The sequence below is a fragment of the Vibrio sp. 2-Bac 85 genome (genome assembly GCF_037546705.1).
Taxonomy (GTDB): Bacteria; Pseudomonadota; Gammaproteobacteria; order Enterobacterales; family Psychromonadaceae; genus Psychromonas.
On record NZ_JALAAB010000003.1, the window covers coordinates 279,653 to 301,386 of the forward strand.

Consider the following 21,734-nt stretch of genomic DNA (forward strand, 5'->3'; position numbering starts at 1 on the left):
ATCGACTTAAAAGTAATTGAATAGCCACTTTATTATTCAGTGTTTGTTTCGCTGGTTTAGGGATAGACTGTTAACCTGTAACAGCCTGTTATTGATTATATTAATAGACGCGATTGTTATATTTAAAGTAGCAATTGTAATGGCAATAACTAAAAGTAATTAAAAGTAACTTAAATTAACTAAGGATAATAAAATGATTGAAGTAGGCCAAAAACTACCAACAGCAACCCTAAGCCAATTAACTGCTGAAGGTATGGTTCATCATGACGTTGCTGAATTATTTGCAGATAAAAAAGTAGTCTTATTTGCTGTACCTGGCGCATTTACGCCAACTTGTTCTGAAGAGCATTTACCAGGTTATGTTGTACTTGCTGATAAGTTTCAAGCAAAAGGTGTTGATTTGATCGCTTGTGTTGCTGTGAATGATGCATTTGTGATGAAAGCATGGGGTGAAGTACATAACGCATCTGAATTATTAATGTTAGGCGACGGCGATGCGAGCTTTTCTAAAGCACTTGGTTTAACCATGGATACTGCAGGATTCGGTGGCGTTCGCTCACAACGTTATGCAATGGTCATTGAAAATGGCACCGTTACGTTATTAAACGTTGAAGAAGCGGGTGAGTTTGAAGCAAGTAAAGCAGAAACAGTGCTAGCTGCACTTTAATTTTAGATGGCTCATCTATTTTCATAAAGTTGCATTTGAGCTAATTAATTATCCCTTACAATACCGTTGTAAGGGATTTCTTGTTGTCTGCTACCTTTCCTATTTCTTTGTTATCTCTCTGTTGTCTGTTTATTTTTAGCTTTACATATAATAGGTTGCTGCTGTTATTGTTATTTTCACAGTTGTCACTGTGAGTATTTAACGTTTAATTTTATTCTCCACTGTCCCTACCTGATCGATGCTAACTGATACTGTGTCACCATTATTCAGCGCTTGGGTTCGACCTGGCGTCCCCATAAAGATTAAATCGCCGGGCATTAAGGTGAAGTATTGGCTTAAATAGCTGACTACTTTTGCTGGTTTGTGGATCATATTTTGAGTATTTTCCTGCTGTACTATTTTGCCGTTTAAGCGAGTCGTCAGGAGTAAGTTATTATAATCAACACCTACTGTAATGATTGAGCTAATAGGGCCGAATCCATCGCTGGCTTTAGAGCGCATCCACTGCAAATCTGAACTTTGCCAGCTACGTTCGGTTAAATCATTGCCTGCTAATACACCGAAAATAACTTCTTCTGCCTGTGATTCTTTAATATGCTTAGCTTGTTTACCAATCACTAATACTAATTCGCCTTCAAAGTGCACGTTATTTGCATCTTCAGGTAGGGCAATAGTTTCTCCTGAGGCGATTAATGACGAAGGTAATTTAAGAAATAACGGCGGTGGCGCTTTTGATGGTGATGAGATATGACTACTAAAGTTCATACCTACGGCAAATACTTTCTGCGGCGTTGTGGGGAGTAATAATTTAACCTCTGCTAATGCAATAGGGTCTCCTGTGGCAGTTAACTGAGTAGATAACCCGCCGCTAAGCGGTTGAATCAGATCTCCTTTAATTTCGCCATAACTGATTGTTTGATGGTGCTCAAAGCGTGCAATTTGCTTTACATCGGCACTGACCATTGAGGGCAGGCTTAACCCTGTCACTAATCCTATGACTAACATCATTTTTTTCATTATCAGACTCCTGTCTTTTTTGTTCCATTAATGTTCCGGTTTAATAAATGCCAGAGCTATTACAGTCTTGTTAATAACCACTACTTTCAGGCTAGCGATTACTCTGCTTACTGTTCATTTTCATGTGTGGGAGTTAACAATATTGCTTAAATTCGGGAAATAACAAATGACTTCAACGCCCGCTTGTTTTGCCTGTGCGAATAAGTCGGCATATTTTTTGTCGATAAAGTCTGCGGGTTGCACACTTTTTATCGCGGAGTGTAATACCGCAAATAATAGGACACTGCGATAGCCTTGTTGTTTCATTTCTATTAATTCGCGTAAATGCTTTTGACCGCGAGTTGTCACTGCATCTGGGAAGTAACCATCACCCGCCTGTTTGCGTTCGTCTAATAGGGTGCAGCTTTTTACTTCTACATAGCAATCCACTTTATTGTCATCGCTTAATAAAAAATCGATGCGACTATTTTCCTCTCCGTATTTTACTTCTGCTTTGCACTGTTGATAGCCGAGTAGTTCAGGGATTTGTTGTTCAGAAATCGCCTGTGCAACCAGCGCATTGGCTTTGGCTGTATTTACACATATCCAATGGCCTGCTTGAGTGAGGGTAAATTCCCAAGTGTATTGATATTTACGTTTTTTATTATTGGAGGTGCTATATAAAACGCTATCGCCTGGGGTTGCACAACCCGTCATTGCGCCGGTATTTGCACAATAAATAGTTGTTTCACTGCCATCTTCTAAAATTACATCGGCTAAGAATCGCTTGTAACGTTTTATTAATGTCGCTTTTTTAAAGGGAGTTTCAAATATCATTATTGTTTAATAACCTTTATTGATGTTGTACTTTTTAACAAATAAGTAACAAGTGTGTTGTTATCGCGCTTTATTTAAGTGATAATGGTTATCATTAACTTTTTTCTTCACTTATCTTCAAAGGAGTGTGTTTAAAATGACTATTCAAATTGAAATTGATAAAGATAAATTAATGCATTTATTTGAACAGGGTGTGTTGTGTGCTGCTGATTTTCGCTGTTTAACCACGGAGTCAAAACAACAGGTTTCACAATTATGCCTGACAAACTGTTCAAAACGTTTACAGGCTATCCCCTGTAGCATCCCTATCTCTATCCATAAACAAGCACATTAGGGTTTATTAAACCTTACCATTTGATTGTAGATCACGTAAACTACGCGCTTATTTTTTAAGCCAATTTTTAGGTGCATCATGATACGTCTCAACCAAGTTAAATTACCGCTGGACCACGAAGAAGGTGCGTTACAGCAGTTTGTATTAAGTAAGTTAAATATAACTGCACAGCAACTGGTTAATATCTATGTTTTTAAACGTGGATATGATGCGCGTAAAAAGAACCAAATCACACTTATTTACACTTTAGATGTTAGCGTGACCGATGTCGATCAAGCTAAGTTATTAGCGAGCTTTGAAAAAGATCCAAATGTGCGTGTTTCTCCGGATACTGATTATCAATATGTTGCTACTGCTCCAGCAGACTTAGCGGAGCGACCTATTGTTATTGGCATGGGGCCTTGTGGGTTATTTGTTGCTTTAATTTTAGCGCAAATGGGGTTTAGACCGATTGTATTAGAGCGCGGTAAGTCGGTACATGAGCGTGCTAAAGATACGTTCCGTTTTTGGCGTACGAGTGAGCTTAATACAGAATCAAACGTACAGTTTGGTGAAGGTGGCGCAGGTACATTCTCCGATGGTAAGTTATACAGCCAAGTTAAAGATCCTGGCTTTAAAGGATTAAAAGTAAAACAAGAATTTGTTGCGGCAGGCGCACCGGCTGAAATTATCTACGTGAGCAAACCACATATCGGTACCTATAAGTTAGTGACTATGGTGGAAAAAATGCGCCGTAAAATCATTGAGTTGGGTGGAGAGATTCGTTTTGAAACGCGTGTTGAAGAACTCAATATCGAAGACGTTGATGGTAAAAAGCAAGTGACTGGCGTGACCTTAAAGGGTGGAGAAGTGATCAACTCACGTTATGTGACCGCTGCTATTGGACACAGCGCACGTGATACTTTCCAAATGTTGCATGATAAAGGTGTACATATGGATGCGCAGTCATTTTCGATTGGTTTCCGTATTGAGCATAAGCAAGAGATGATTGACCAAGCTCGTTTTGGTATTAATGCTGGGCACCCAATTTTGGGTGCTGCGGATTATAAGTTAGTACACCATTGTAAAAATGGTCGTAGTGTATATAGCTTCTGTATGTGTCCGGGTGGTGTTGTTGTTGCGGCAACATCGGAAGAGCATGCCGTGGTAACTAATGGCATGAGCCAATATTCTCGTAGTGAGCGTAATGCAAATAGTGCGATTGTAGTGGGCATTTCTCCTGAAGACTTTAATAACGACCCATTACAAGGGGTTGCATTGCAACGTAAATTAGAGCGTCATGCCTATGTAATGGGTGGCAGTAATTATGATGCACCAGCACAAATGGTAGGGGACTTCCTTGCTGCGGGTAAAGGTAAACCCTTTGAGAACGTTGAGCCTTCTTACAAACCTAACGTAAAAATGACTGACTTAAGTGATGCATTACCGCAATTTGCAATTGATGCGATTCGTGAAGCGTTACCAGCTTTTGCTAAGAAAATCCGTGGATTTGATAGTAAAGATGCGATGTTAACAGGCGTTGAAACACGTACTTCATCACCTATACAAATTAAACGTGGCGATGACTTACAAAGCATTAATACGCAAGGTTTATACCCAGGCGGTGAAGGTGCTGGTTATGCTGGTGGTATTTTATCTGCGGGTATTGATGGTATTAAAATCGCGGAAGCGGTGGCATTAAAAATGTTAGCGGATTTAGAGGCTTAATCTTTTCCTAGATATCTCATCTTTTTAAACATTTAGATTGTTAAGTTTTATAAAGCAAGTCGGTTGTGTTTTATAAAGTAAGGCCGCTGTGGTTTATCAATCACAGCGGCCTTTTTGTATTTGAAAGCTTATTTCTTTATTACTTTCATTACTTCTATTGCATATGTTGCTTTTGTCGCTGTAATAATTTACTACCACTGGTGGATTGTTTTTTCTGGCCGCCATAAAGATTAAGGGTATTAAATGCGCCTTTTAACCTTGATGCGGTGTAATCTAATTCTATCTTAGGTAATAGTGTTTGATGTATTTCAGGAAATAAGGCTTCAACACATTGAGAAATTAATTCAAATAATCGTTTTAGATTAATCTTATGCGTTTGTCCTGTTTCTTCAAATAACCAATTGGTGATGGCCATAAAGTGCTCAAAAGGGTCGTCCGCTAGAATATGCCCTAATGAATGTTTAAAACGTCCTGAATTTCCTATCATATCCCAATATCTTGCAAAGCGATTAACCAGCTGCATGGTGGCAAAATCTACTCTGTCGGTACTTAAAATATTAAACGGTGGTAGTGGGTTAAAGCGTAAATCAAAGGTGTCAGTGTGCCTAATAATCGGGCTACCTTTAAGGCGTTTTAAAATGCCCATTTGAATCTCATGGGGATGGCATTCATATAGTTGGTTGAAGCTGTCTTTAAAGCTTTCAAAGGTTTCACCGGGCAGGCCAAAAATAAGATCAGCATGGATATGTGCGGTGGTATTTTCTTTTAACCAAATCAGATTTTGTTTGGATTTAGCATTGTTTTGCTTACGGCTAATATTGGCTTGTACTTCTTGATTAAAGGTTTGAATACCCACTTCAAATTGCAAGCTGCCCTCAGGAAATTGCGCTAGCATCTCTTTTAATTTGCGAGGTAGATGATCCGGCACTACTTCAAAGTGTAAGTACAAATCATCACTCATTCTGTCTAAGAAAAACTGCATAATTTGTAACGAGGTATTAATATCTAAATTAAAGGTTCTATCAATAAACTTAAAGTTGCGCGCACCACGTTGATACAAGGTTTCCATCTGTTTTAAGAAAACAGTTAACTCGTAAGGATTTGATTTAGTATCTAAAGAGGACAGACAAAATTCACACTTAAAGGGGCAACCGCGAGAGGCTTCGACATACAATAAACGATTCTTTAAATCTTCGTCGCTGTAATACTGATACGGCATTTCAAGGTCTTTTAAATCCACAGGTTTAGACTTCAAAATTTTATTGCCTGGTGGATTGTTATTGATTAGATCCTGACATAATTCGTAGAAACTGATATCTGCTTCACCGGTTAATACATAATCAGAAGCTTGTACTATCGCTTGTTGCTCAGATTCATAACTTACCTCTGGCCCACCTAATACTACCTTGACTTCCGGCGCGATCACTTTCAATAGGCTAACCACATTAGTGGTTTCGACGATATTCCAAATATAGACACCAAAGCCAACAATAGTCGGTTTGGAAGCTAAAATTTGCTCAACGATATCAATAGGCCAAGTTTGAATAACAAATTCTTTTATTTCAGCGATAGGCTGTAGATCTTTTAAATTGGCGTATAAATAACGTAAACCTAAACTGGAATGAATATATTTAGCATTGATTGTCGCTAATACTATTTTTGGCGAGGCTGACCCGTTGATAGCTACGGGCTTAGCTTGGCTGCTTGCGACAGGCTCTGGTTCACTTAGCGTTGTACGCATAATGGTTAGGTCATGGTCGAATTGTTGCATAGCAGTTGAGGCTCTTCAGTATTTAGGAAATATGCGCGAATAATACAGTAATCGATGAGTTTATTCAGTGCTTGATTTATTGCGTTAAGAAAAGCGAGGCTTTGGTTTATTTTTTGAGAAAAGAGAAGCATTAATTATTACGACAAAGTTTGTTGATTTTGCATCTGCAATGGTAACCAGTATCAAAATCCTGTATATCTAAGACTCTCAATTTATTGGCTTTTTCGTATTAAGGGATAGAAATGAAAATTGTTTTATTAGATGCATTAACATTAGGTGACAGTGATTTATCTGTTTTTGATCATTTAGGCGAGTTAACTGTTTTCCAGACAACAGATGAACAACAAACTGCTGAGCGGTTAGTAGGGCAGGAAGTTGTTATTACTAACAAGGTACTGATCACTGCACAGCATATGGCGGATAACCCACAGCTAAAGCTCATTTGTATTGCTGCAACAGGCACTAACAATGTAGATCTAGAGGCCGCGGAGAAAGCGGGTATTACAGTTAAGAATGTATCGGGTTATTCTACGGAAAGTGTTAGTCAGGCAACCTTCTCTCTATTGTTTCAATTAATACATCAAAGCCGTTATTACGACCAATATATTGCTAAAAAAGGTTGGTGTGATAGCCCTGTATTCACTCATATTGAACGTCCTTTTTATGAGTTAAAGGGTAAACGTTGGGGCATTATTGGCATGGGCACTATTGGTCAACGAGTTGCAGAGCTAGCAACTGCTTTTGGTTGTGATGTTTGTTATTACTCGACTTCAGGTAAAAATTCACAACAGTCCATTGAACAGGTAAATTTAGCAACGTTATTAAGTGACTGTGATGTCATCTCTATTCATGCGCCACTTAATGCGCAAACTGAAAACTTAATTGCTGCTGAGCAAATACAGCAATTAAAAGCGGGGGCGGTGATCATGAATTTAGGTCGCGGTGGGATCATTGATGAACAGGCAATGGCGACGGCATTGGATACACAAGATATTTATCATGGAACGGATGTATTGGCGGTAGAGCCTATGTTATTAAATCACCCTTATCTGTCAGTAAAAGCGTCACAGCGTTTAGTGGTCACACCGCATACCGCTTGGGCAAGTGTAGAAGCTCGTCAATGTTTGTTAGAAAAAGTGGTGGAGAACATCAAGAGCTACGTGGCAGCAAATTAGTAAGTTAATGTAACAGTATAAAGAGACAGTAAATTTAGGTTTTAATCTCTAGAATAAAAAATGCCGCGCTTTAATAATTTAGTTTCAAATAATAAGCGCGGCATTTTTATAATTAATATTTATCTGTTATTGCAAGTCAGATTGCTTAACCAGGAAAGAAAACCAATTTAAGAAAGAATAAAACAGCAAGGAACCAAACGCTTGCGCTTAACTCTTTCATTTTACCACTAGCCACTTTGATCGCAGCGTAAGCAATGAAACCAATCGCAATACCGTTAGCGATTGAGAACGTTAATGGCATCATGATGGCTACAATAACCACGGGCGCGGCTTCAGTAATATCATCCCAGTTAATGCTTTTTAAACCACCAACCATTAATACTGCTACATATAATAATGCGCCTGCTGTTGCATAAGCTGGAACCATACCTGCTAAAGGAGCAAAAAATAGGGCAAGTAGAAATAGAATGCCAACAACCACAGCAGTTAAGCCGGTACGACCACCTTCAGCAACGCCAGATACACTTTCGATGTAACTTGTTGTTGTAGATGTTCCTAACATTGAACCCGCCATAGAAGCGCCACTATCCGCTAATAGTGCGCGGCTTAAACGTGGTAAGTTGCCATCTTTATCTAGTAGTTTTGCTTTATCTGCTACCGCAATTAATGTACCTGACGTGTCAAATAGATCCACGAATAGGAATGCGAAGATAATGCTGATCATACCTACGTTTAAAGCACCGGCTACATCCATTTGCATGAAAGTAGGCGCAATACTTGGTGGCATTGACATAATACCTGCATATTGAATATCACCCATTAATAGACCGATAACAGTAACACCCAAGATAGCTAGCATCACGCCACCTTTAACTCGGTAGTGTGCAAGTGCAATAATGGCAATAAAACCTAAGCAAGCTAAAGCGGCTGGTAATGCCGTTAAATCACCTAAACTCACTAATGTCGCTTGATTTGCAACTACGATACCGGCATTTTTTAAGGCAATTAAACCTAGGAACAGACCGATACCAGCTGCAATCCCTTTACGCATTGGTAGCGGGATTGAGTTGATGATCCACTCACGGATTTTGAATAAACTTAATAAGGTAAAACAAACACCTGAAAGGAATACGGCACCTAAAGCAACTTGCCAGCTGTAACCCATGTGTAATACCACTGTGTATGAGAAGAAAGCATTTAATCCCATACCCGGTGCTAAAGCGACAGGGTAGTTAGCGTATAAACCCATAATGAAACAGCCAATTGCAGCTGCTAAACAGGTTGCGACGAATACAGCACCCGAGTCCATACCGGTTGCAGATAACATTGATGGGTTAACAAAAATGATATAAGCCATGGTTAAGAAGGTGGTAAAGCCTGCAACAATCTCTGTTTTCACATTACTGTTGTGTTCGCTTAGTTTAAATAATTTTTCTAACATAATTTTTCCATTACTCGCGCGTGTGGAGGTCTATTTCCTTCCAACCTATTGATATCCATGATAATAATTAAGCGATCTAAATTATTGGCCAAAATCACTTACTTAATATAATCGATATAAGATGAACAAATTCTCTGTTTGAATTTCGCGCAATTATAAAAGAACTGATTTTATTAGCTAGTCTAAAAGGGCAATTAATCTGATTGATACTTAGATCTCGTTTGGCTTAGATCAAAAAATAAGCGGCTTTTTACGAGCTGAAAAAAACTGACCTTAGTCAGCTTTTCGTTTGATATCTCATTTTGTCAGCTGATGTAATTATTGTTAGCTTGAGATAATTGATGATATTGATCACTTGAGGTGAGTTATTTGCCCGTTACCATTTATGCGCATGTGCATGCTCAATGGTAACGGGTAAAGCTACTTTTTATTGTTGAGGTGATTTATTATTCACCGTTGAATCAAAACGAATACCTTGCTCATTAATATCTAAATTGATATTCATACGTGCGTCATAATCCATTAGGAACTGCATTTCATCAGCGATTGATTCCCCAGACATTAACTGTGTTGCACTAGCAAAAGGTGTAAGAATTTTATTTACGTCAAATGATAATTGGTACAGCCCATTAGCAGATAATGGTTCCTGTCCAAGTTTTTCAGCGGCTTGCTCACCTTTAGTCCCGTTATAAATCACTAAATGTTTACCTTTGATGGCAATTTTAGGATTGATGTTTAAAGCAACCGGTACAGGGAATAAATCTTTTAATGAAATAGCTTTGCCATCATCACTTAAATTAACCTGTTGCAGCTCTGGGCTAAACATTCTAATGGAGTTAAAAATAGCTAATGGGTTATCAGCATGTACTGCTAATAGCGCGTCAAAACTATCCAATTGTGTTGGTTCTGTTTGACTCATACTGTAATCAAACAGTGCACCACTAAGACCTTTTAGACCTGCTGCCATATTTGCACTCATACCAACCATTGCTATCGACTGTCCATTCGCAGCAATTTGTGATTGTAGTTCTGCTAATGGCTGACATTGATAAGCTGGTTTTTGTAAATCACCCCAAATAGTGGTTAATGCGTTAGAGAGTTCGCTAACATTCAAGCCAATTGCTGTTGCTACAACACTGTCGTTAAAGTTTTGTGTGTAATTTGGGATGAAGCCTCGCATGCTGCTCAGTGCTTTTAAAATCACTGCATTTTTACTTTCTATGACCGCTGAAAATCCGAGTGTTGACTCTGTTTCACTGATATCCATTTGGGTGTAGCCAAAGGCTGTGCGTGGCCAATTTTTTGCAATGCCAGTGAATTCTTGATGACAAACAGGTGTTTGTAAGCTGGCAAATGGATTATCATTTTCTACCTTAGTTATTTCAGTTAGTTGTCTTGCTAATTGATTACCGTCGGTTGTTGTTAAGCCTTTAATAATCTCAACATGATTAATAAAACCAACACTCGCATCAGAGAATTGATGTTGTTTAATGATATCTGTTAATAATGTGGTATCTGATATTGGTGCTGTTACTTTTTCTAGACCGAGCGCGGTTGCCAATAACTGCTCAGAAACAAATCGCGTTTTTACTGTGACGGTTAAAATACCGTTGGCCTGTACCACAATAACATCAACTACTTCGTCTTCATCGGGTGGGGTTATCGTATAAATGCGGTAAGCAAGATCTTGGATTTTTCCTTGTTTATGTTCAAAGCCTGTTTCTTGTTCATTTTTATCTAATAAATCCCAGATAGCTTGAGGGTTAGCAACTTCTAGTTTTATAACTGGCAGCCACCCTAGTGTATAAGCGTAAGCTCGGATTTGATCGCTCAATCCAAAGGTTTTAACTAATAAATCAGCATCTTTTAAGCCGTCTTGATAAGCTTTGATTAAATTAGCAACAAAGTGCAGGCCTGGTTCATCAGATTCATACAATGCATCTAATTTTGCTTGGTCGCTTGGTGTTACTAATTTTGGCGCGGAAGCAATGTAATCTTTAATTGGAAATGGAGTTAATTGGCCTGCAAAAAAAGGAGTGTCTGACGGGACATAATTTAAAACATTATAGGCAGCAGCTGCAGGTTGTTGAGATAAGTAAACGCCTGCGCCAAATGCGCCAATAGCTACCACAGCAGCAGGGATTAATAATTTTTTCACAGTTAAAACTCCAAAATTTATTTATTAGGATGTTATAAATAGCAAACGCTATGCGTTGCTAATGTAAGGTTTATATCGCTTACTAGTGGCGATAACGATTTTCCAATAATTGTTTGAGTAAATTATTTCAATAAAACGTTTCAGTAAATTTGTTCATCATATATTTAAAAATTGACCGAGGTGCTTAATTTCAAGTTACTTAATTTTAAATTACATATATTATAAACAATGTAACGGCTTATAAGATCTCCACCCCTTTTTAACGTGAGTGCTCGAAAAGTGGTGCAGACAGGGTAAGTTTATTGGTCATTTTTTTTAGTCTTTTGTTCATTAAAGTTATTCTTTTGTATTCTTTACTATTTGGTTTGATAACGTAAATCTTTTAAATTAAAACCTAATCCGATTTCGGTTTTTAAAGTAACCAGTTGTTTGGATAAAAGCGCGTCAGCCTGATGTGCTTGTACTTTTTGCAGGCGTTTATCTTCGCTAACGATTGATTGTGTTTGTTGTAACATGTTATCTAGACTTTGATATTGCTGTAAAAGTGCTAATGCGCCTTTATTACCAACTCCCTCAACACCTTTAATATGGCTACTACTTATGCCTGTTATGGCCCAGTAATCGATTAATTGGTTTATTTTTAAGCCCAGTTTATGCTCCACATAATAACTGTCCATATGTAATGATTGAAAATAGTCGTAAATGCTAGTGTAGGCATTCAGTAATTGGTAAAAGCCTTTATCCGTGGACACTATGATACAGCGCTGTTGTCTTTGTGTTACTTTGCTTGTTAACGTTGCAATTAAATCATCCGCTTCGTCTTGTTCTGTGACTAAAGATTCAATACCCATTTCGTAAAATGCGTCTTGAATTTGTGGTAAATAGGCTTTTAAAGCCTCGGGGATCGGTTTTCTACCTTCTTTATATTCAGGTAGTAACTGATGGCGCCAGCTTTGCTGGTGGCTATCAAAAACGCAAATAACATGGCTCGGCTGATGCGCCCTTAACATCTTTTGAAGTGCATTACAGGCGGTGTTATTGGTTGCACTTAATGCAAAGTCGATATTTTTATTTTGTTTTTCTTGTACTGCATAGATACGACGAATTAGGTTCATCGCATCTATAATTAATAAACAAGCACTCATATTAAGTTTTAATCTTATAGCAAGGGGTGTAAACCGTTCCTGGTAGTTTCATTCGCCCTTGTTCAATGAAACTCTTTAATAATTTGTCTACGCGTTGCATTAAATCTTTTTCACCGGTTAACAAAAATGGACCATTTTCTTCAATGGATTTTATGCCTTCATCTTTTACATTACCACCAACGATCCCAGAAAAAACACGACGTAGATTGGATGCAAGTTGATCTTTTGGCTGATCGCGATGCAAAACCAGGTTTGCCATATTTTCATGATTTGGAATAAAAGGAACTTGGAAATCATGGTCGATTTTTAATGTCCAATTAAAGGAATAAGCATCTCCAATTGCTTTGCGATACTCTTTAACGCGGCGCATGGACTTTTTAATGAGCTTGGCGACTAATGGCGCATCGTCAATAATGATTTGATAATGCTGCTGTGCTTCCTGCCCTAACGTATTCACAATAAATTCATCAATGGCTTTAAAATAATCAACACTGCTGGCTGGCCCTGTTAACACGATAGGCAAGGGCTGACGTTTATTTTCAGGATGCATCATAATACCTAGAATATAAAGCAATTCCTCCGCTGTTCCTGGGCCGCCCGGGAAAATAACGATGCTATGGGTAAAGCGCACAAAAGCCTCTAAGCGCTTTTCAATATCTGGCAAAATAACCAGTTCATTAACAATCGGGTTAGGTGGCTCTGCGGCAATAATGCCAGGCTCGGTTAAACCAATATAACGCCCATTATTGACACGTTGTTTTGCGTGTCCTACTGCGGCACCTTTCATCGGACCTTCCATGGCACCTGGGCCACAACCTGTACAGATATTAAGTTCTCGTAACCCTAATTGATTGCCAACTTCTCGGGTATAAGCAAACTCAATATCATTAATAGAATGCCCTCCCCAACAAACGACAACACTGGGTTCGACACCGGCTTTAAGTACATTAGCATTACGCAAAATCGAAAACACTAAGCTGGTCGCTTGCTCGCTGTTGAACGCTGATGGTGGGTTGGGTTGTAATTGTGTGTTGACATATAAAAGGTCACGTAACACTGAAAACAGGTGATCTTGCATGCCTCTGATTAGCTCGCCATCGATGTAGGCATCTTCTGGTGGATTTAATAGCTCTAAGATGACGCCACGTTCTTGGTGGAGTACATTAATTTGAAAGTCTTTATGTTGTTCAAGGATCTCTTTACTACTGTCGGTATGGCTACCTGACTTTAATACTGCTAAAGAGCAGTTTCTAAATAATTGATAAACTTCGCAAGAGGCGCTGTATTTTAGTTGGTTTACTTCTAATTGAGATAATAGCGCCATGCTACCAACGGGACTGATATGTGAAATCATAGCTTCTCCTTTTGACTGTCTATTAAGACTAACTTAGTTAGGTAGAGATGCCATCAAAAAGTACCAGTTATTTATTAAATAATTGAATTAGCTACAGACTTTACTAGGATCTCAGCTTAGAGAACTAGGAGCTCTACTTAAATAACTAGGAGCTCAGCTTAGATAAAGGAAACGGAGTTTAAAATACAATATGTTGAAGGTGCATTATATTCACTTAGAACATTCTTTTTATGTTTAGAGTCTCTTCACCTTAATGCTTGCTGAATTTGCGCCTTTAATGGGAAACAGCACAGACAATTTATTTATCTGTTGCCAGTTAAATCTTATTTGTCATCAGTTGCTATTTTTTCTATAAAGATGACGCGATCTTTGCCCTCTGCTTTTGCTTGATATAATGCTGTATCAGCACGTTCAAACGCTTCATCTTGATCATCACTTGAAACTAAGGTGGTAAAACCAACTGAGATGGTGATGATTAAGTTTTCTTCTTTGAATCTGAAAGTGATTGCTTTAATACGATCTCGTAATTTATTTAATACAAACTGTGCTTGTTGTTGGTTTATCTCAGGTAATAATAATGCAAATTCTTCGCCACCGAATCGGGCGATGTAATCTGTTTTACGAATTGATTTTTGTAATGTTTGAGCGATGGCATGTAGGACTTTATCACCTGCTAAATGGCCAAAATTATCGTTAATACTTTTGAAGTTATCGATATCGATGACCGCCATTTGTAGCGGGGTTTTATAACGTTTTAAACGCGTTATTTCAATTTCTAGGCGTTCGCTCCAAGCAGCTCTATTGGGGATTTTAGTCAAAAAGTCGACCTGTAACTGTTTAGTTTGGTGTTTGAGTGTTTTTTGATAGCTCTGTGTTTCACTTTGCAGTTCTTTAATTTGTCTCACCATACCTTGAAATTTATGACGAAACTTTTGCTCTTTCTTTTTCTCTTGTTCAGCAATGACATTTTTCACTTCACTCACGTAGCTAGTAATGTAATTACGTAAACTATCGATATCTTGTGCTTCTTCACTTTGTTGCTGTAGACTTTTTGCACTCTTTTCTATAGATACAAAGGTATCTTTTTGTTGTGCAAAACCAGCTTCAGTTGCATTTAAGGTTTTTGCAAAATTTAAATAAAACTCGGTTAAGCTATCATTCAGTGTATATAAAAAATGACGTGAAGAACTACGCTCTTCACGTGTACTGTTAATGATTAGATTAATGACTTGTAAACAATGATGAGGTAATTGAAAAGGATCACTTTCGTTACTGATATTAATACGTAGTTTTTCAAGATCTTGTACATAAGCTTCACCAACATCTAACTCTAATATCACTTGCTGCAGTTCTTCATTAATAAATTCTACGTCACCCTTATGATCGTCGTCAGATTGCATCGAACGTTTACTCAGTTCTATTACTGCGCGTTGATAAATTTTGATCAGTTCTTTTAATTCAACTTGATGCTCAATAATAGTGTAAGGGACATCTCCATCTTGCATTTCTAGGAGTCGAGTTTTAATGGTGTCTGATAAAGAATCTATTTGTTGTAATTGCGTGATCGAGTGACGAGAAATTAAACGTCCCTCTGAGAGCTTGTCATCTAAATTATTTGGGATTGTTGCTAACTGTACGACGCATTCATCGAATAGATCGTTGTCGCTTTCATCGGTAGATGTTGCTTGTAATTTTTTTAGGAATCGGATTTGATATTTATCAAAAGCTTTATCTTGGCGATAATTTCGTCTTAAGAGTTGTTGTAATAACCTTGTTAGCGCCGATGATGCCATGAATATAATCCTTTAATATTTACAATTTTCTTAATGCGAGCTATTTTTTTAACTAAATTACAATCGCTTAGCGACTAATCTCTGGCCATGCAATAGGGATGTTGGGATGGCTCGTTTTCAATTTTACTATTCCTTTATCGATCCCTGCTTGACCTAATAACCACAAATCTCCATCAAAGAATGCAGGTTGAATTTTTTCTATTGCATATAATTCTAACCAGCTACTTTCGTGTACTATCTCTCTTATTTGACAAGCACCAAATAAAGCTAAACAAGTGATATTAAGCATGCGTTCCGGCGCTATTGCACGAGTGACATTGTTTAAAAAGGGAAAAGCAACTATGCCTGTTGAAACTCTTCCATCTAAATCATAATTCTCTGCAAATGTTTGAAAGAAATATTCAATATCCTGTGCTAATTTTTTCGCTTCACCATGATGTTCTTGTTCGGCAATAAATAGTAGTTGATTATCTCTGACTTGACTAATTTGTGTATGTTGAGAAAAGTTAGCTTTTAATTCTTGTCCTAAGGCTAACTCTATTTTCTCTGCACTGAACAAACCTTTTGAACCGTTTAAATTACTTAAAAATGGAATATGTACCAAAGCATAAAACAGGGGACGTCCTTGATACTGTTGATCATATTCCTGTGCTTGTTGTGATATTAAACGTGTTCGAGGGTGATGCAACCATTTTTTACGCGTTATTTGTTCTCTAATTACGAGTTTTTTATGACGAATAAAGATAAATAATGTAAATAATGAAGTGACGCCTAATAACGCCAATACAATATAGGCAATGTTTTTAAAGCGATTATTTTTGAGTAATAACTCATTGTTTTTGGTTTCTAGTTGGATTTGTTGCTGTGTTTGCTCAATGAGTTGAAATTGCTCATTAATTTTTAATTGTTGCAGAGCAAATAGTTTTTCTTTAATTGCATTTTGCAAAGAGTGGAAGTTTTTAAAATGAAAATTTGCTTGCTGATGGTCGCCGGATAACTCATAGCTTAGGGCGAGCATTTCAAAAGCCTTTACGCGTAGCTCTGGAAATCTATCCTTGGCCAAAGTTAATACACTTTCTAATTGTAGAATTGCTAAACCCGTATCTTGACTTCGAATGTTTAATTGCGCCAATAATAAAGTGCTTTCAGTTTCTTGTTCAAGTCGATGTAATTTTTGAAAATGATAACGTGCATTTTGCAAATATTTCTGTGCTAATTCGGTGTTCTTTTTTAAATCGTAAGGCATCGAAGCATAAGTTCTACCGAGTTCTAAATAGGTGTAAGCAAGTAACATTTTATGCTTCTTTTCTACCAGTTCAAACGCATTAAATAAGTAGATAATCGCTTGATTGTATTCTTTATTTTGACGTTTTAAAATCGCAAATTTTAATAGGCTATCCGCCTGCTGTACATAATTGTCTGTGGGCAATAAAAGCTCAACACGTTGGCTAGCAAAATCCATTGCTTGTGTGTAACGATGTTTTTGTTGATAAAGATTGGATAAACTTTCTTTCACTAAACTGCTTAATTTTATCAGGTGTAGTTGGTCTGCCATTTCGTTTGCTGTTTGAAAGTTGGATATAGCTAATTGTTGCTGATTTATTTGATCGTAATAATGACCATAATAATAAGCTAACCACGCAACTAACTCTTTATGCTTGGTATTTTTTATGTTCTTTTTAACTTGGCTTAACGACTCATTCGCTAATTGATATTGGTGCGTCGCTAACGCGAGTTTAGCGATAGTTAAACGAAGAATATCGACTAGGTTTGACTTGTTTGCATGCTTTTTATCTTTCATAGACTCAATTGAATTAAGCAGCATTTTAATTAGTGCTTCATTACTGAGCTGTGGACGCTCAGACTCTGGTATCTCGCTAGCAATGATATTTAATGTTCTGATTTCATCGGGAGTGATACTTGGCGTTTTTAGTAAAGGGATCAGTAACGCTAAACTGTTTTCGTAGTCTGCAAGCTCTGTATAACAAGAGGCTAATAACTGTGAAGGCGCATGATTAGGAATGCGTTTAGTAGAGGTCAACCTATTCTTAGGCATGGTGCCTTCAGCATAAGTGGGCAGAGCTTCTACCTTATTCATAAATTTAGTAACGGAATTAATACAATTTAGAGGTTCCAATTGACGCGTTTTATAACTTTCTTTGATTGAAGCAGGGATAAGTGCCCCCGATAATTCAAGGGACCATAGGGGATGGCTAACAGAAAGTAAAAGGCAGCTAAATAAGACTCTTGAAAACAAACGCATTAATAATTAAAACCTCATCACAAAACGGTGGCGGTACAACTAAATAATTTAAGTAAGTGCAACATAACATGTAAAAACGCGAACAGTTGCACTTCTGCTCATAATACTGACTTAATAAGCACTATTAAGTCAGTATTATTAATAAAACTACTGGCGTATCAAGCGTATATTATTAATTGCAGATTCCATTGACGTACTACGTAAAGGATTAATATCTAAGCCGCCTCTACGTGTATATCTAGCATAAACGGTTAACGATGTTAAAGAACCATACTTCATTAAATCACAGAAAATACGCTCTACACACTGCTCATGGAATTCATTATGTTGGCGAAATGAAATTAAGTATCGCAACAACTTTTCCTGGTCGAGTGATTTACCCGTATAGCTTATTTCAACACTTGCCCAATCTGGTTGGCTAGTGATTAAACAATTTGATTTTAATAAGTGTGAGTAGAGTGTTTCCGTTACTGTAGTATCAGAGCTAATATCCGTTAATAATGACGGTAACAGTTGATACTGGTCAACTTCAATATCTAACTCATCTAGGTTAACACCGCTAAAAGTACCCAGTGACTCGTTAATCATATCTAGATTTGCATTAAGGTCGACGCTAACCGGTTTGTTGGCACAGGCTGATAAGTCTGCAGTTAATATTGCTTGTACCGCTGCAACGGACTCAAATTTACTTTGATTAAAGCTGTTTAAGTATAATTTAAAGGATTTTGATTCTATTAAAAACTCACTATCAAAGGGGACCTTAACAATCCCCATTGCAACCATTGGTTTACCTTTATTATTTAACCAGGAAAGTTCGTAAATATTCCATAGATCAAAACCATGAAAAGGCAGTTCAGAGGCATCTAAGTTAAGCTCATTACGGTTCAAACTACGTGGAACTCCTTGCAATAAGGATTGATCGTAGTGGCATTTATACTCTGTGACTTTACCTAAAGATAAGTTTTGTAATGTTTCATCTTGGTTATAAAGTGTTGAATTTGGCATGGAACATCTCATTTAGAGGAAAGCGTTGTCAGAAAAACAAGACAAGGCTGCCCGAATAGTTACAATATGCCGTATTGTAACTAAAAAGAAGAATTATTCGAGCTATGAATACAGATACACAACAGCAGTTATTTGCATTATATCAACGTCATCAACAATTATGGCAATCAATACAGCAAACTTTACCGACTCAATCTTTTGACCCTGAATGGTTGTCTCCTTGTCAGGTTGGTAACGTTGAGGATGATAAAATAACATGGCAGGCTGTGCCGAGAGAGCAAAAAGCGAGCCTTAATAATATTGAGCAAGCACTGGAAGTGACTTTACATCCTTCTATTGAAGATCTTTTTTGCAGCGCTTATAGCGACCACCTATGTTGCGAGTTTGAAGGGCATCCAATTGAACTTATTCAAGTGTGGAATGAACAAGACTTTAATGTGTTGCAAGAAAATATGATTGCTCACTTTATGATGCAAAAACGATTAAAAAAACCAGCATCAATGTTTATTGCAACCTGCAGCGATGAGATGCAAGTCATTTCTATTTTAAATGAAACAGGGCAAGTGCAATTAGAAACCTTAGGTAAAAAACAAGAAGCAGTGTTAGCGGAGTCATTAGCGGAATTTCTAGAAAAGTTAACGCCTATTATGACTGATAGTTAAAAGATATGGCTGATAGTTAAAGGGCATATAAATATTGCTTCATTTTAAGTTTTGCTATGCTTCTTTATATCTCGCGAGGTAGATGAGCATTGATGAATGATATTGAACAATGTTTGTTATCATATTAACGTTTAAATCAATGCATAATCTGAAAATTAAAGATTCAAATAAATAACTAGGCGATGCAAAATACGATAAACTGCACGTCTATTTTTTTAATCAAATTAGTCTAATTATGTTACGAAATTTTTTCTTGTCGATACCGATTAGCTTACGGTTTATGTTGCTGTCAGCTTTTTCCTTTGCATTGATGACTGCCTGTGTGAAGCTTGTAAGCACCCATAATATTCCTGTCTTTGAAATTGTTGCTGCTCGCGGGATTATTTCATTGTTGATTAGTTATGTTGATATTAAGCGTAAGAAAATTCCTGTGTGGGGAAATAACAAAACGCTGCTTATTGCTCGTGGCGGGGTAGGGACCTTAGCGTTAATTTGCGTCTATTATGCAGTCACGACTTTACCACTAGCTGAAGCGACATTATTACAGTATCTGTATCCCGTCTTTACTGCTTTGTTAGCTTTTTTCTTTCTGAAAGAAAGGATTCAACGTTCAACATTAATTTGTATTGTGCTTTGTTTATTTGGTTTACTGGCGATGGTTAAGCCCAATTTATCGATGACAGGAGAAGCGGTTTTACCTTGGTTTAGTGTTTGCGCTGCACTATTAGGCGCATTAGGCAGTGGTACTGCTTATGTATTAGTTAAGCGTTTAAGTCAATCCGAAGACAGCTCCGTGATTATTTTCTATTTCCCCCTGATTGCCTTACCATTATCAGTTATTTTATTAGGCGATAACTTTGTTATGCCCAATACCGAAGCGTTGATTTTATTATTGTTTGTAGGCATTTTTACCCAAATTGGACAGGTCGGCTTAACTAAAGCCATGCAGAGTGAAGTTGCCGCTAAAGTCAGTGCTTTTTCTTATGTACAAGTTGTCTTCTCGGCTATCCTTGGGGTTATTGTTTTCAATGAGGTTCCTTCTATTTGGACTTTAATTGGAGGTTCATTAATCGTTTTAGGTGCACTAGTGAATGTTTTTGGCAAAAAGACAAAATCATAAATAATCACCTATTATAAAATCTATTTTAGGGCTTGATTTAGTTCTTAATTGCTAAGTATTTTCTATGCTGTAAAAGTAAAATTAAGTGGATTTTTATTTTGCATGTCATGAATTGAACAAAAAGAAACAATGAAACGATTGCTTTTATAGTACTATGGACGGTTATACCTTTTGATATAAGCGCTTATTAGTGTTTTATTAATACACTACTTAGTTAAAAGGCACTATAAATGAGGCGCTATGAATGTAGCCGTTATTTATTTGATGAATTGCCTAGGCATATATTTAAGACTAATGAGTATATGCTTCTATCTCACTATTACTTGGCATAACTATTATCTATTAAGGTAATGACTGGGTAATACTGTTTCTGCTTTTTAGCTCTTTATTTAATTAAATAGCATTTAGCTCAATCAATTAAAATATTAGAAAACAAATTATATAAATGAAAATACCTAAAAGAATTCAACCATTAGTTGACGATGGCATCGTCGATAATGTACTACGCCAGTTAATGAGCGGCAAAGAAGCAACAGTTTATGTTGTTCAATGTGGTGATCAAGTTCGTTGTGCAAAGGTTTATAAAGAAGCTAGTAAACGTAGTTTTAAAAATGCGGTTTTGTACAATGAAGGACGAAAAGTCCGCAATGGTCGTAATGCACGTGCAATGCAAAAAGGCTCTAAATTTGGGCGTGAGCAACAAGAAGAGATTTGGCAAAGTACTGAAGTGGATGCCTTGTATAAATTCGCCGATGCAGGTATTCGAGTGCCTACACCTTACGGATGTTTCGGTGGCGTATTGATCATGGAACTGATCACCGATGCAGAGGGTTTTGCAGCTCCGCGTTTAAATGATGTGACCCTGTCTGAAGAAAAGGCAATTGTTGACCACGCTAAAGTGATGGACTATGTGGTTCGTATGCTCAGTGTTGGTGTGATCCATGGTGATTTGTCAGAGTTTAATGTGTTGGTGGATGAAGAAGGTCCTGTGATTATTGACTTACCACAGGCCGTAGATGCTGCTGGTAATAATAATGCGAAGAAAATGTTGTTACGTGACGTGAATAACATGACACAGTATTATTCTCAATTTGCACCAGATCTTGCCAAAACACGTTATGGCGAGGAAATTTGGTCTATTTTTGAAACGGGTGAGTTATCACCTAAAACAATATTAACGGGACGATTTGTTGACTCAGACATTGATGCTGACGTTGATGGAGTATTGCATGAAATTAATGCTGCTCGAGAAGAGGAACTAGACCGTTTAGACCGTATTTCTGACGTTGATTAAGTTCTTTTAATA

Annotated in this window: 17 protein-coding genes; 7 read left to right on the forward strand and 10 right to left on the reverse strand. The window is 37.4% G+C overall.

Annotation, left to right across the window (positions count from 1 at the left end):
• The first annotated feature begins 193 nt into the window (after positions 1–193).
• Positions 194–667, forward strand: coding sequence for a peroxiredoxin (locus MT390_RS05630; RefSeq protein WP_166370883.1), 474 nt, complete (start codon positions 194–196; stop codon positions 665–667).
• 198 nt (positions 668–865) lie between these two features.
• Here the strand turns inward: MT390_RS05630 and MT390_RS05635 are convergent, their stop codons facing one another.
• Together MT390_RS05635 and sfsA are read right to left on the reverse strand one after the other, a co-directional pair.
• Positions 866–1,684 (reverse strand): fumarylacetoacetate hydrolase family protein, encoded by an 819-nt coding sequence (locus MT390_RS05635; protein ID WP_499440036.1) that lies wholly within the window; start codon positions 1,682–1,684, stop codon positions 866–868.
• A gap of 120 nt (positions 1,685–1,804) precedes the next feature.
• Positions 1,805–2,500: a DNA/RNA nuclease SfsA gene (gene sfsA, locus MT390_RS05640; protein ID WP_499440037.1), complete on the reverse strand. Its 696-nt coding sequence runs from the start codon at positions 2,498–2,500 to the stop codon at positions 1,805–1,807.
• 136 nt (positions 2,501–2,636) lie between these two features.
• Here sfsA and MT390_RS05645 point away from each other — a divergent pair, with 136 nt between their 5' ends.
• Positions 2,637–2,834 carry a hypothetical protein gene (locus MT390_RS05645; protein ID WP_166370879.1) on the forward strand — a complete coding sequence of 66 codons (198 nt, stop codon included), beginning with the start codon at positions 2,637–2,639 and terminating at the stop codon, positions 2,832–2,834.
• A 78-nt stretch (positions 2,835–2,912) separates the two neighbouring features.
• Positions 2,913–4,541 (forward strand): NAD(P)/FAD-dependent oxidoreductase, encoded by a 1,629-nt coding sequence (locus MT390_RS05650; RefSeq protein ID WP_499440038.1) that lies wholly within the window; start codon positions 2,913–2,915, stop codon positions 4,539–4,541.
• A 154-nt stretch (positions 4,542–4,695) separates the two neighbouring features.
• Here MT390_RS05650 and MT390_RS05655 read toward each other — a convergent pair whose 3' ends face one another.
• Complete coding sequence (locus MT390_RS05655; RefSeq protein ID WP_499440039.1) at positions 4,696–6,312, reverse strand: B12-binding domain-containing radical SAM protein; 1,617 nt, start codon at positions 6,310–6,312, stop codon at positions 4,696–4,698.
• Between the two features lie 242 nt (positions 6,313–6,554).
• Between MT390_RS05655 and MT390_RS05660 the strand changes: the two genes are divergently transcribed.
• A complete protein-coding gene (locus MT390_RS05660) occupies positions 6,555–7,487 on the forward strand; it encodes a D-2-hydroxyacid dehydrogenase (RefSeq protein ID WP_299660549.1) in 933 nt (310 codons plus the stop codon).
• A 145-nt stretch (positions 7,488–7,632) separates the two neighbouring features.
• Here the strand turns inward: MT390_RS05660 and MT390_RS05665 are convergent, their stop codons facing one another.
• From MT390_RS05665 to queF, 7 genes are all read right to left on the reverse strand, one after another.
• Positions 7,633–8,928, reverse strand: coding sequence for an NCS2 family permease (locus MT390_RS05665; protein ID WP_166370871.1), 1,296 nt, complete (start codon positions 8,926–8,928; stop codon positions 7,633–7,635).
• 427 nt (positions 8,929–9,355) lie between these two features.
• A complete protein-coding gene (locus tag MT390_RS05670; RefSeq protein WP_499440041.1) occupies positions 9,356–11,086 on the reverse strand; it encodes a hypothetical protein in 1,731 nt (576 codons plus the stop codon).
• Between the two features lie 356 nt (positions 11,087–11,442).
• On the reverse strand, positions 11,443–12,231 hold the full coding sequence (gene xni, locus MT390_RS05675; protein ID WP_499440042.1) for a flap endonuclease Xni: 789 nt from the start codon (positions 12,229–12,231) through the stop codon (positions 11,443–11,445).
• 1 nt (position 12,232) lies between these two features.
• Positions 12,233–13,585: a nucleotide 5'-monophosphate nucleosidase PpnN gene (ppnN, locus tag MT390_RS05680; protein WP_299660556.1), complete on the reverse strand. Its 1,353-nt coding sequence runs from the start codon at positions 13,583–13,585 to the stop codon at positions 12,233–12,235.
• A 323-nt stretch (positions 13,586–13,908) separates the two neighbouring features.
• Positions 13,909–15,378, reverse strand: a complete 1,470-nt coding sequence (locus MT390_RS05685) for a GGDEF domain-containing protein (protein WP_499440043.1) — start codon at positions 15,376–15,378, stop codon at positions 13,909–13,911.
• A gap of 67 nt (positions 15,379–15,445) precedes the next feature.
• A complete protein-coding gene (locus MT390_RS05690) occupies positions 15,446–17,476 on the reverse strand; it encodes a tetratricopeptide repeat protein (RefSeq protein WP_166370860.1) in 2,031 nt (676 codons plus the stop codon).
• Between the two features lie 312 nt (positions 17,477–17,788).
• Positions 17,789–18,646: an NADPH-dependent 7-cyano-7-deazaguanine reductase QueF gene (gene queF / locus MT390_RS05695; RefSeq protein ID WP_499440045.1), complete on the reverse strand. Its 858-nt coding sequence runs from the start codon at positions 18,644–18,646 to the stop codon at positions 17,789–17,791.
• A gap of 104 nt (positions 18,647–18,750) precedes the next feature.
• Here queF and syd point away from each other — a divergent pair, with 104 nt between their 5' ends.
• The 3 genes from syd (at position 18,751) to MT390_RS05710 (ending at position 21,722) form a co-directional block, all read left to right on the forward strand.
• Positions 18,751–19,308: a SecY-interacting protein gene (gene syd / locus MT390_RS05700; RefSeq protein WP_499440046.1), complete on the forward strand. Its 558-nt coding sequence runs from the start codon at positions 18,751–18,753 to the stop codon at positions 19,306–19,308.
• A gap of 235 nt (positions 19,309–19,543) precedes the next feature.
• Positions 19,544–20,428, forward strand: a complete 885-nt coding sequence (locus MT390_RS05705) for a DMT family transporter (protein WP_499440047.1) — start codon at positions 19,544–19,546, stop codon at positions 20,426–20,428.
• A gap of 445 nt (positions 20,429–20,873) precedes the next feature.
• Positions 20,874–21,722: a PA4780 family RIO1-like protein kinase gene (locus MT390_RS05710; protein WP_499440048.1), complete on the forward strand. Its 849-nt coding sequence runs from the start codon at positions 20,874–20,876 to the stop codon at positions 21,720–21,722.
• The last annotated feature ends 12 nt before the right edge of the window (positions 21,723–21,734 follow it).

Excerpts from the sequence above, each read along its gene's own strand:
- xni (WP_499440042.1), bottom strand. The coding sequence starts at position 12,231 with ATGAGTGCTTGTTTATTAATTATAGATGCGATGAACCTAATTCGTCGT.
- ppnN (WP_299660556.1), bottom strand. The coding sequence starts at position 13,585 with ATGATTTCACATATCAGTCCCGTTGGTAGCATGGCGCTATTATCTCAA.
- MT390_RS05660 (WP_299660549.1), top strand. The coding sequence starts at position 6,555 with ATGAAAATTGTTTTATTAGATGCATTAACATTAGGTGACAGTGATTTA.
- MT390_RS05685 (WP_499440043.1), bottom strand. The coding sequence starts at position 15,378 with ATGGCATCATCGGCGCTAACAAGGTTATTACAACAACTCTTAAGACGA.
- MT390_RS05710 (WP_499440048.1), top strand. The coding sequence starts at position 20,874 with ATGAAAATACCTAAAAGAATTCAACCATTAGTTGACGATGGCATCGTC.
- MT390_RS05665 (WP_166370871.1), bottom strand. The coding sequence starts at position 8,928 with ATGTTAGAAAAATTATTTAAACTAAGCGAACACAACAGTAATGTGAAA.
- MT390_RS05690 (WP_166370860.1), bottom strand. The coding sequence starts at position 17,476 with ATGAATAAGGTAGAAGCTCTGCCCACTTATGCTGAAGGCACCATGCCT.
- MT390_RS05705 (WP_499440047.1), top strand. The coding sequence starts at position 19,544 with ATGTTACGAAATTTTTTCTTGTCGATACCGATTAGCTTACGGTTTATG.
- syd (WP_499440046.1), top strand. The coding sequence starts at position 18,751 with ATGAATACAGATACACAACAGCAGTTATTTGCATTATATCAACGTCAT.
- queF (WP_499440045.1), bottom strand. The coding sequence starts at position 18,646 with ATGCCAAATTCAACACTTTATAACCAAGATGAAACATTACAAAACTTA.
- sfsA (WP_499440037.1), bottom strand. The coding sequence starts at position 2,500 with ATGATATTTGAAACTCCCTTTAAAAAAGCGACATTAATAAAACGTTAC.
- MT390_RS05630 (WP_166370883.1), top strand. The coding sequence starts at position 194 with ATGATTGAAGTAGGCCAAAAACTACCAACAGCAACCCTAAGCCAATTA.
- MT390_RS05655 (WP_499440039.1), bottom strand. The coding sequence starts at position 6,312 with ATGCAACAATTCGACCATGACCTAACCATTATGCGTACAACGCTAAGT.
- MT390_RS05645 (WP_166370879.1), top strand. The coding sequence starts at position 2,637 with ATGACTATTCAAATTGAAATTGATAAAGATAAATTAATGCATTTATTT.
- MT390_RS05635 (WP_499440036.1), bottom strand. The coding sequence starts at position 1,684 with ATGAAAAAAATGATGTTAGTCATAGGATTAGTGACAGGGTTAAGCCTG.
- MT390_RS05650 (WP_499440038.1), top strand. The coding sequence starts at position 2,913 with ATGATACGTCTCAACCAAGTTAAATTACCGCTGGACCACGAAGAAGGT.